Genomic DNA, 6145 nt, shown 5'->3' on the forward strand with positions numbered 1-6145 from the left:
ACGCTGCAGAACGCCGAAGGCAAGACGATGGAGTCGGCCGACAAGATCCGCAACGCCATCACCGACGTCGTCGATTCGGCAACCAAGCGCTTTGCCGATGCCACCGAGGAGATGCGGCGCACCGCCGGCTCGATCAAGAGCGAACTCGACCTGACCCGGGCCGAGCTCAAGAAGGGCGTCATCGAAATGCCCGAAGAGGCAAAGGAATCGACCTCGGCCATCCGCCGCGCCGTTTCCGAGCAGATCAACGCCCTGAAGGAGCTTTCGGACATCGTGGCCAAGTCCGGCCGCGGCGGTGACGGGTCCGAACCACGCAACCTGCGTCCGGCGCCGCAAGCGCCGGCCGCACGCGCTGCCGAGCCGCCGCGCCGCGCACCGGCACCGCAGCCGGACCTGCGCACGCCTCAGGCGCCCTTGGGCGGCCCTGCATTGCGCGGCACGCTCGACCTTGAGCGTCCTGCCGAGGCGGCACCGCGTCCGCGCGGCGATGCCAGCGCCCGCACGCCCCAGGGCGGATGGGTGCGGGATCTGCTGACCGCGGCATCGAACGATGAGGACCTCAGGTCGGCAGCCCCTACGGCCCCCGTGGAAGCGCAGCGCGCTACCCCTGCCCAGCGCTCGCCCCTGCATGTCGTGGAATCGCTGAACTCGCTCTCCGTCGATATCGCGCGTGCCATCGACCACGAGGCTTCGATCGAGCTGTGGAACCGCTACCGGCGTGGCGAGCGTGACGTGTTCACAAGGCGGCTCTACACGTTGAAGGGACAGCAGACGTTCGACGAGATCCGTCGCAAGTATCAGGCGGAAGCCGAGTTCCGCGCCGCTGTCGACCGCTACTGCGACGATTTCGAGAAGCTGCTCAAGGATGTCTCGCGCAACGACCGCGACAACATCATGGCGCAGACCTACCTGACGTCGGACACCGGCAAGGTCTACACCATGCTGGCCCATGCGAGCGGCCGCCTGCACTGAGCGGGCGACGAGGATCACAATCGGTCGGCGCCGCCCCTCATCCGCCTGCCGGCACCTTCTCCCCATATAGTGACGGGGAGAAGGAGATGGCCGCACTCCCGGCGCCCATTCAGCAACGTTGGCGATTGGCGAAATCTTCGGCGACAACGTCTTTCTCCCCGTCACTATACGGGGAGAAATGCCCGGCAGGGCAATGAGGGGCGGCGCAAACCAAAGATCTTTAGTCGATGCGCTGTGCGACGTGGTTTCAACGCGACGCACGATCGCTTTGAAAGCTCGGCCGGCTCAGATCACCGAATCCGTCCAGCGCACGATTTGCCCGGCGGCGTCGCCGAACGCCTTGTCGAGCGCGCTGACATAGGCAGGATTGCCGCTGCCCGAGACGGGTGCGGCTGCGGTGAAGCTCTTGGAGGCACGGACCTCGCCGTTGCGATCGTTCAGGATCCGCACGAACAGATCGACCTCGGCATGTTCGCCGCCGTCGACACGCACCTCGAAGGACCGGATTTCGACGATCACCTGATAGTCGATCGCCAGGCCCTCGCCCGGCTTGCCGACGCCGGCAAAGCTGCCCGAGCGCTGGAAGGTCTCGGCCAGCCGCGCCTGCACGATCAGCGGCAGCCGGTCGGCCCATTGCGCGCCCTTAAGATACTGGATCGAGCGATCCGACGGTTTGATGACGATGTTCTGGCTGTCCAGCGCCTTGAGCGCCGACGGCTGCGCGATCAGGATCTGGCGGCGGCTATGGCCATGCGCGTCGATCGACGGCGCCGACAGCTCGAACGTATCGAGCGGCGCGGGCTTGCCGCCCAACGCCGCGCAGCCGGCCAGCGTCAGGGCAAGCAGTGCCGCAGCCGATGTCAACCCGCCCGTTTTCACCCACACAGACTTCACGCGCGATCCCCGTTGTCCCCGGATCGTAAGATCGACCCGCTTTCGCGGCTCATGTTTCTGGGGCGCGCCGTCGCCGAAGTCAACGCCGCGCCCTGCCATCGAATTGCCGAACCTCGCCGTCGCCACCCGAAAGGATGCGCTGCGGATTGCGGCTGAGATCGGTCACCGCCTCTTCGATGCGGCTGATCGAACGGCGGCTGTCCTGCACCAAGGCCTCGACATTCGAAAGTCCCTGTCCCGAGAAGCGCGCCAGATTGTCGGTGATGACGCCAAGGCGGGCATTCAGCGTGTCGGCAACCTGCTTGAACGACTTCAGCGTCGCCCTGGCATCCGCCATCACGCCATCGGCCTGCCCCGACCCGAGCAAGGTATCGACCCTGGCAAGAATGCCATCGACCCGCACCGAGGCATCGTTGAGCCGTTGCGCGAGCTGCTTTGCGTCCTTGATCGTCTGGTCGATGTCGTCGGCCCGGTTGGCGAACTTGTGGGTCACCTCAGCGATATCGGCGGCGGCCTTGTCGGCGCTCTCGCTGGCCTTTTGGATGTTGGCGAGCGCCGAGCGCACTTGTGCGGGATCGATACCGTCGATCACGTTGTCGACCTTGGCCAGCGTGCCTTGCGTCCGTTTGGCGAAGTCGTTGACCGATCCCACGGCTGTATCGACGTTCTTGATCACGCCGTCGAGCTGCTTCGACGTCTCCTTGAGGTTACCGGTTACCGCGTCGACATTGGCGACGATGCTCTTGATCTTGTCCTTGTCGACGGCGTTGAGAAGGCCTTCGGCTGCTTTCAGCGTGCCGTCGAGTTTGCCGGAAACGCCTTTAAGCTCATCCGCCAGCGTGCTGGCGGCGGACAGGAATTTGTCGATGCCATCCGAATTCTTGGCCAGCGCATCGGAGAAGGTCTGAACATTCTGGACGGTCTGCGTCAGCGGCCCGCGAACGTCCCTGGTGAAGCCTTCGAGCTCGGTCAGCACCTTGTCGGCGCGGGTGAAGATATTCTGCGCCGTCTGCAAGAGGTTGGTCACCGCCGACGGGTTGGCGACGATCTCGGCGACCTTGCCTTCCTTTTCCGCCTGGTCGAGGAGTTTCACTTCCTTGGGGTCGGCGCCCTTGAGCTCGATGTTGGCCTGCCCGGTCAGGCCGGCAAGCCCGATATCGGCTTGCGTCGATTTGGTGATCGGCGTCATGCGGTCGATCTCGGTATCGGCGATGGCAACCGTCGGATTGTCGACGTCGATATAGACGCGCTTGACGTCGCCGACCTTGACGCCGTTGAACAGCACGAAACTGCCGCGGCCAAGCCCGGACGCAGAGCCCGGAATGCGCACGCGCAGCAACGTCGTCTCGCCCTTGTCGCCGATGGCCGCCGTCCAGTAGACGAAGGCAAACGCCGCCAGGATCGCGGCCAGCGTGAAGATGCCGACAATGACGTAGTTGGCTCTGGTTTCCATTGTCCCACTTATGGCTATGCGCGCGCCGCAAGATCAAGTTGCCGGGCGCGTTTTCCGCGGAAATAGGACTTTACCCACGGTTCCTCGCTCTTCAGCATGTCGTCGATGGTGCCTTCGACCAGCACTTTCTTCTTGCCGAGCACGGCCACCCGGTCGCAAGCGGTGAACAGCGTGTCGAGATCGTGCGTGACCATGTAGACAGTCAAATCCATCGTATCGCGCAGCTTGACCACCAGCTCGTCGAACTCCGCCGCGCTGATCGGATCGAGGCCCGATGTCGGCTCGTCGAGGAAGACGATGTCGGGATCGAGCGCCAGCGCCCGGGCCAGCGCGGCGCGCTTGATCATGCCGCCGGACAGTTCGGACGGGAATTTCTGCGCTGCATCGGGCGGCAGCCCGACCAGCTCGATCTTGAGCATCGCCAGTTCGTCCATCAGCTTTCGCGGCAGGTCGAGATATTCGCGCATCGGCACCTGGACGTTTTCCTGCACTGTCAGCGCCGAGAACAACGCGCCGTGCTGGAACAGCACGCCAAGTCGCATGTCGATGCGCAGACGCTCGGCATCATCAGCTTTCTCGACATCGACGCCGAACAGCTTGATCGTACCCGACTGCTTGCGCGTCAGGCCGAGAATGGTGCGCAGCAGAACGGATTTACCAGCACCCGAGGCGCCGACAAATCCAAGGATTTCGCCGCGCCTTATGTCGAGCGACAGTCTGTCGAGGATAAGCTTGTCGGCGAAGGACACGCTGATGTCGTGCGCGGATAGCACGATGTCGCCCTCACCCGCCTCATCCGCCAATGCGCCCGCCCTTTTCCTGTTTCGCAGGTTCATCTCAGAACTCGATCGCTGCGTAGAACATGGCAAAAAGTCCGTCGAGGATGATGACGACGAAGATCGACTTCACAACCGAAGCGGTAACATGCTGGCCGAGCGATTCGGCGCTGCCGCCGACCTTCATGCCTTCGACCGAGGCAATCGTGCCGATGATCATGGCCATGAACGGCGCCTTGATCAGGCCGGCAAAGATGGTGCTGAGATCGATGGCGACGCGCAACCGGTCGATGAAGGCGGCGGGCGGGATGTCGGAATAGAGCCAGGCAGCCAGTATGCCGCCGCCGAGTGCGGCGAAATTGGCGATGATGGTCAGGCATGGCAAGGCGATGACCAGCGCCACGAGCCGCGGAAAGACCAGGACGCCGATCGGGTTGAGCCCGATGACCTTCAGCGCGTCGACCTCCTCGCGCATCTTCATCGAGCCGATCTCGGCGGTGATCGCGCTGCCGGAGCGGCCGGCGATCATGATCGCCGTCATCAGCACGCCGAGTTCGCGCAGGATCAGCACGCCGACCAGGTCGACGACGAAGATATCGGCGCCGAAATAGCTGAGCTGATAGGCGCCTTGCTGGGCAACGATGGCGCCGACGATCGCCGACATCAGCACCACCACCGGAATGGCGCCGACGCCCATGCGGTCGATCTGGTTGAAAATCGCCGCCGGGTTGACGGCATGGCCACGGCCGAGCTTCATCTGCGCGCCACGGATGGTGGCGCCGAGGATGTTCATCGAAGCGAGAAAATCGTCGCGCATCTCGTAGACGCGGCGGCCGACCGCCTCAAGCGCGCGAATGACGATGTTGGGCGGCCGCGCCGGGCCGGATTCGGGTTCGCGCCGCACGGCCTCGCCGACAGCTTCGAGCAGGATCGAAGCGATCTCGCTCTGGCCTTGCATCTGGATCTCGACGCCCTTCTTCTCGAAGGCGCTGACCAGCCGGTCGATCAGCCAGGCGCCGGCGGTGTCCATCTTCTCGATCTTGGAAACATCGAGCGCCAAGGTTTTGAAGCCGCTTCGCTTTTCGATCTTGCGCATGTCGGCGTCGATGAGCGCGACGGTCCTTGTGGTCCAGATTCCGGAGAAAGCGCAGCCAAGAACGCCATCCTCCTCGCCGATCGCCACGCGCGGTTCGTGGTCAGCCTCCCCTGCGGTCGTGCCGCTTGCGTCGCGCTTGCCGATGGTCAACATGGCGTCCTGTTTAGCCTGACGGGTCTGACCTGTCGATTTGCCGACAACGCTTGTCGCACAGCAGGAGCAGAAAAATATGGCGCGTGTCATTTCGGTCGAGGCCGAGCGTTTTCCCATCGCCGGAACCTTCACCATTTCGCGAGGTTCCAAGACCGAAGCCGAGGTGATCTCCTGCACGATCGGCGAGGGCGGCCACCTCGGCCGCGGCGAATGCGTCCCCTACAAGCGCTATGGCGAGACCATGGAGGGCGTGCGCGACGCGATCGAGGCCATGCGCGGCCGGATCGCCGGTGGCATCAGCCGGACCGCCTTGCTCGATGCTATGCCGGCCGGAGCCGCCCGCAACGCCATAGACTGCGCCCTGTGGGACCTGGAGGCAAAGCTCAGCGGAACCTCGGTAGCAGTCGCGATAGGTGCTCTTCCCTTGCAGGCGCTCGAAACCGCCTACACGCTGTCGCTGGGCGAGCCGGAGGCGATGGCGGCGCAGGCTCGCGCCAATGCGGCGCGGCCGCTGCTCAAGGTCAAGATCGGCGGCGACAACGACATCGCCCGCATCCGCGCGGTCAGGCAGGCAGCGCCAGACAGCCGCATCATCCTCGACGCCAATGAGGGCTGGAGCGACGACAACATCGTTGCGAACCTCGCCTTTGCCGCCGAACAAGGCATCGCGCTGATCGAGCAGCCGCTGCCGGCCGGTCATGACGAAATCCTGCGCCATATCGCCCATCCCGTGCCGATCTGCGCCGATGAAAGCGTGCACGAGGCTGAGAATCTCGAAGCGCTTGTCGGTCTCTACGATGC

Annotated in this window: 5 protein-coding genes and 1 pseudogene; 2 read left to right on the forward strand and 4 right to left on the reverse strand. The window is 64.1% G+C overall.

The window, feature by feature from the left end; all coding sequences use genetic code 11:
- Positions 1–972: pseudogene (locus EN984_RS19025) on the forward strand (kinesin); the annotation flags it as partial.
- Positions 973–1257: 285 nt separating this feature from the next.
- Here the strand turns inward: EN984_RS19025 and EN984_RS19035 are convergent.
- Genes EN984_RS19035 through EN984_RS19050 form a run of 4 tightly spaced genes read right to left on the reverse strand, consistent with a single transcriptional unit; the run spans position 1258 to position 5344 of the window.
- A complete protein-coding gene (locus EN984_RS19035) occupies positions 1258–1965 on the reverse strand; it encodes an ABC-type transport auxiliary lipoprotein family protein (protein ID WP_127271479.1) in 708 nt (235 codons plus the stop codon).
- Entirely contained in the window at positions 1946–3319 is a 1374-nt protein-coding gene (locus tag EN984_RS19040) for an MlaD family protein (protein WP_127272353.1), read from the reverse strand. The genes EN984_RS19035 and EN984_RS19040 overlap by 20 nt, the downstream gene beginning before the upstream one ends.
- A gap of 14 nt (positions 3320–3333) precedes the next feature.
- Positions 3334–4155, reverse strand: coding sequence for an ABC transporter ATP-binding protein (locus EN984_RS19045; RefSeq protein ID WP_127276369.1), 822 nt, complete (start codon positions 4153–4155; stop codon positions 3334–3336).
- A gap of 1 nt (position 4156) precedes the next feature.
- The gene (locus tag EN984_RS19050; RefSeq protein WP_023810578.1) at positions 4157–5344 is read right to left on the reverse strand and encodes an ABC transporter permease; all 1188 of its coding nucleotides are present in this window, start codon (positions 5342–5344) and stop codon (positions 4157–4159) included.
- A gap of 76 nt (positions 5345–5420) precedes the next feature.
- On the opposite strand from EN984_RS19050, the gene EN984_RS19055 reads away from it, so the two are divergent.
- Positions 5421–6145, forward strand: a 725-nt coding sequence (locus tag EN984_RS19055; RefSeq protein WP_164765525.1) for a dipeptide epimerase, incomplete at its 3' end; no start/stop codon positions are given.

Origin of the sequence: Mesorhizobium sp. M7A.F.Ca.CA.004.12.1.1, from assembly GCF_003997835.1 — a bacterium.
GTDB lineage: Bacteria > Pseudomonadota > Alphaproteobacteria > Rhizobiales > Rhizobiaceae > Mesorhizobium.

Bases quoted from the DNA above. Each gene is read 5' to 3' on its own strand.
- EN984_RS19045 (WP_127276369.1), bottom strand. From the start codon at position 4,155: ATGAACCTGCGAAACAGGAAAAGGGCGGGCGCATTGGCGGATGAGGCG.
- EN984_RS19050 (WP_023810578.1), bottom strand. From the start codon at position 5,344: ATGTTGACCATCGGCAAGCGCGACGCAAGCGGCACGACCGCAGGGGAG.
- EN984_RS19035 (WP_127271479.1), bottom strand. From the start codon at position 1,965: ATGGCAGGGCGCGGCGTTGACTTCGGCGACGGCGCGCCCCAGAAACAT.
- EN984_RS19040 (WP_127272353.1), bottom strand. From the start codon at position 3,319: ATGGAAACCAGAGCCAACTACGTCATTGTCGGCATCTTCACGCTGGCC.